The organism is Microbacterium sp. zg.Y909 (assembly GCF_024626565.1).
In genome coordinates this window covers 1-3,753 of record NZ_JANJFJ010000165.1, presented here as the reverse complement: position 1 = coordinate 3,753, position 3,753 = coordinate 1, and the positions used below count along the sequence as shown (strand labels likewise).

3 protein-coding genes are annotated in these 3,753 nt (G+C 71.4%); 2 read left to right on the top strand and 1 reads right to left on the bottom strand.

Annotated elements, in window-relative coordinates:
* Nucleotides 1–78: 78 nt before the first annotated feature.
* Both NQ160_RS12720 and NQ160_RS12715 read left to right on the top strand, forming a co-directional pair.
* Entirely contained in the window at nt 79–1,476 is a 1,398-nt protein-coding gene (locus NQ160_RS12720) for an MFS transporter (RefSeq protein ID WP_257514143.1), read from the top strand.
* A 62-nt stretch (nt 1,477–1,538) separates the two neighbouring features.
* Nucleotides 1,539–2,492 (top strand): L-lactate dehydrogenase, encoded by a 954-nt coding sequence (locus NQ160_RS12715; RefSeq protein WP_257515600.1) that lies wholly within the window; start codon nt 1,539–1,541, stop codon nt 2,490–2,492.
* A gap of 10 nt (nt 2,493–2,502) precedes the next feature.
* Here NQ160_RS12715 and NQ160_RS12710 read toward each other — a convergent pair.
* Nucleotides 2,503–3,753, bottom strand: a 1,251-nt coding sequence (locus NQ160_RS12710) for an ATP-binding cassette domain-containing protein (protein WP_257515599.1), incomplete at its 5' end; no start/stop codon positions are given.

The following is a 3,753-nucleotide window of genomic DNA, read 5'->3' as shown; positions in this document are numbered from 1 at the left end:
AGTTGCTGTCGCTCTGGCCCCCCACAGGCGACAGCAACTGCCACCCCAACACCCCACCACCGGGTCTAGCGTGGGCGCATGTCCGAGACCATGGACCGGCAGCAGCGACTGGTCGTGGCCGTCGCGGTGCTCGCGTCGTTCGTGGCGTTCCTCGACGGCAGCATCGTCAACGTTGCGCTCCCCGCCATCGGCCGGGACCTCGGCGGCGGCCTGACCACGCAGCAGTGGACCGTCGACGCCTACCTCATCACCCTCGGTTCGCTGATCCTGCTGGCGGGCTCGGTGAGCGACGCCTTCGGGCGCATCCTGGTTCTGCGGATCGGGCTGATCGGGTTCGGCGTGGCATCCGTCGCCATCGCCCTCTCACCGGATCCGGTGACCCTCATCATCGCCCGCGCGGTGCAGGGCGCCGCCGGGGCGTTCCTCGTCCCCAGCTCCCTCGCCCTCATCACCTCGAACATGCGCGGCCCCCTCCAGGCGCGCGCCATCGGCGTCTGGACGGCGCTGACGACGGCCGCCACGATCGGCGGGCCGCTCGTGGGCGGCCTGTTCGTCGACTACCTGTCGTGGCGCTTCGCCTTCGTGGTCAACGTCATTCCGATCGCGGTGACCCTGTGGCTGCTCCCCCGCCTGGCCCTCCGCGACGTGCGCCGCGAGGATGCCGCGATCGACTGGACCGGTGCGGTGCTGTGCACCCTGGGCCTGGGCGGCATGGTGTTCGCCCTCATCGAGCAGCCGAACCTGGGGTGGGCGTCGCCTGCCATCTGGATGCCGCTGGCGCTCGGGATCGCGCTGTTCGCGGGCTTCCTCGTGCGTCAGCGCACGACACGGCACCCGATCCTGCCGCTTGTGCTGTTCCGGGTGCGCAATTTCTGGACCGGCAACGTGGCCACCGCGTTCATCTACGGCGCACTGACCCTCAACGGCTTCGTGGTCGGGGTGTATCTGCAGCAGGGCGCCGGACTGTCGGCGACGCTCGCGGGGCTGGCCACCATTCCGTCGACGGTGCTGCTCGTGCTGCTGAGCTCCCCGATGGGGGCGCTGGCCGGACGACTCGGTCCCCGCCTGTTCATGACGGCGGGGCCGCTGCTGATGGCCGCCGGGTCGCTGCTGCTCCTCACCGTGTCGCAGGAGTTCGACTACTGGTGGCAGGTGCTGCCCAGCATGCTGGTTTTCGGTTTCGGGCTGGCGGTGACCGTCTCGCCGCTGACGGCGGCGATCCTCGGCGCGATCGAACCGGCGCGGTCGGGCATCGCCTCGGCGGTCAACAACGCCGTCTCCCGCGTCGCCGGCCTCATCGTCATCGCCATGCTGGCCGCTATCGTCGGCGGCTCGCTCGACCTCGAGGGCTTCCATCGGGCGGCGGTCGCGACCGCGCTGCTCATGGCCGCAGGCGGGATCGTGTCGTTCTTCGGCATCCGCAATCCGCCACGCCCGGCCACCGCCGAGGCCGGCGCTGCGACGCCGACGCCCTAGCGCCGGCACCTCCGTCGGGCCACCCGGTAGTCAGCGGCATCCTCCCCTGCAAGACTGACCACATGACCGCGATCGAGAATTCGAAACTGACCGTCGTCGGCGCCGGCAGCGTCGGCTCCTCCACCGCCTACGCCGCCCTCATCCGGGGGTCGGCGCGCCACGTCGCGCTGTATGACATCGCGAAGGAGCGCGTCGAGGCCGAGGTGCTCGACCTCGCCCACGGCACCCAGTTCACCGGATCCAGCGACATCACCGGCGGCGACGACATCTCCGTCGCCGAGGGGTCGCACGTCGTGGTGATCACCGCCGGCGCGAAGCAGAAGCCCGGGCAGACCCGCATCGAGCTGGCCGGCACCAACGCCGGCATCCTGAAGACGATGATGCCGCAGCTGCTGGAAGTGGCGCCCAAAGCGATCTTCGTCATCGTCACGAACCCCTGCGACGTGCTCACCGTGCTGGCGCAGGAGGCCACTGGCCTGCCGCCCGAGCGCATCTTCGCCTCGGGCACGGTGCTGGACACCTCGCGCCTGCGGTGGAAGCTGGGCCAGCGCGCCGGGGTGTCGTCCTCGAGCGTGCACGCCTACATCGTCGGCGAGCACGGCGACACGGAGTTCCCGCTGTGGTCCAAGGCCTACATCGGCACGGTGCCGATCCTCGAGTGGGAGACCGAGGGCCACCCCCGCATGTCGGTCGACGAGCTCGACCAGATCGCCGTCGACGTGCGGGATGCCGCGTACAAGGTGATCCAGGGCAAGGGCGCGACCAACTACGCCATCGGCCTGTCCAGCGCCCGCGTGGTGGAGGCGATCCTGCACGACGAGCACGCGGTCATGCCGGTGTCCACCGTGCTCGACGACTTCCACGGCGTGTCTGGCGTCGCCCTCTCGGTGCCGTCGATCGTCAGCGCGAGCGGCGCCAAGCCGATTCGCGAGACGCCCTTCTCGCCGAGCGAACTGGGACTGTTCCGCCGCTCGGCCGACGCGCTGCGGCGCGTGGCCGACGACCTGCGCGACTGAGCGCCGGCGTTCAGCCGACGCGGGCGCCCGGGATCGAGCCGATCAGCTCCCGCGTGTAGTCCTGCGTCGGCTCCTGGAAGATCCGCTCCAGCGGCCCCTGCTCGAGGATGCGACCGTGCCGCATGACCGCAACATGATCGGAGATCTGCCGGATCACGCCGAGGTCGTGCGAGATGAAGAGGTAAGTCAGGCCGTGTTCGGCCTGCAGGTCGACCAGCAGCTGCAGCACCTGCTCCTGCACCGACACGTCGAGGGCCGAGACCGGCTCGTCCAGCACCACCAGCTCCGGCCGCAGCGCCAGCGCCCGAGCGATCGCGACGCGCTGCCGCTGCCCGCCGGACAGCTGGGCGGGACGCCGCGTGAGCATCTCAGGCGCCAGGCGCACCTGATCCAGCAGCTCCCGCACCGTGGCGCGGGCCTCCACCGCCCCCGCGCCGAACGCGCGCAGCGGCTCGGCGATGAGGCGGGCCACGCTCATGCGCGGATCGAGTGACCCGAAGGGGTTCTGGTAGACCACCTGCACGCGTCGGCGCAGCTGTCGCAGCTCGCCGCCGCGGAGAGCGGTGATGTCGCGGCCGTCGAGCAGAACGGTGCCGGTCTCGGGGTCGATGATGCGCGCCACCATGCGTGCCGTGGTGCTCTTGCCGGAGCCCGATTCGCCCACGAGCGAGAAGGTGGAGCCCCGGGCGACCGAGAAGTCGACGTCTTCTGCGGCCGCGACGGCGCGCGGCCCCGAGCGGTAGGTCTTGCCGAGCCCGCGCACCTCGAGCAAGGGCGCCGCCGCAGCGGCGTCGGGCGCCCGCGGCGCCACGTCGACGCTGGGCTGCAGCCGCCCGCTGTGCAGGCCCGGAGCGGCCGCCACGAGACGGCGGGTGTACTCGTGCTGCGGTGCGGCGAGGACGTCGCGCGCACGGCCGCTCTCGACGATCTCGCCGTGGTGGACGACGACGATGCGGTCTGCCCGGTCGGCGGCGACCGCCAGATCGTGGGTGACCAGCAGCACCGCGGTGCCGTGAGCAGCCGCCAGCTGCTGCATCCGGTCGAGCACGTGGCGCTGCACGGTGGCGTCCAGGGCGCTGGTGGGCTCGTCGGCGATCACGAGATCTGGTTCGCACGCCCACGCGATGCCGATGAGGATGCGCTGGCGGAGTCCGCCGGAGAGCTCGTGGGGGTACTGCTCGGCGCGTCGGGCTGCGTCGGGGACACCCACCTCGGCGATGATCTCGACCGCGCGCGCTGCGGCATCCGCACGCGAAAGCCC

Excerpts from the sequence above, each read along its gene's own strand:
- NQ160_RS12720 (WP_257514143.1), top strand. The coding sequence starts at position 79 with ATGTCCGAGACCATGGACCGGCAGCAGCGACTGGTCGTGGCCGTCGCG.
- NQ160_RS12715 (WP_257515600.1), top strand. The coding sequence starts at position 1,539 with ATGACCGCGATCGAGAATTCGAAACTGACCGTCGTCGGCGCCGGCAGC.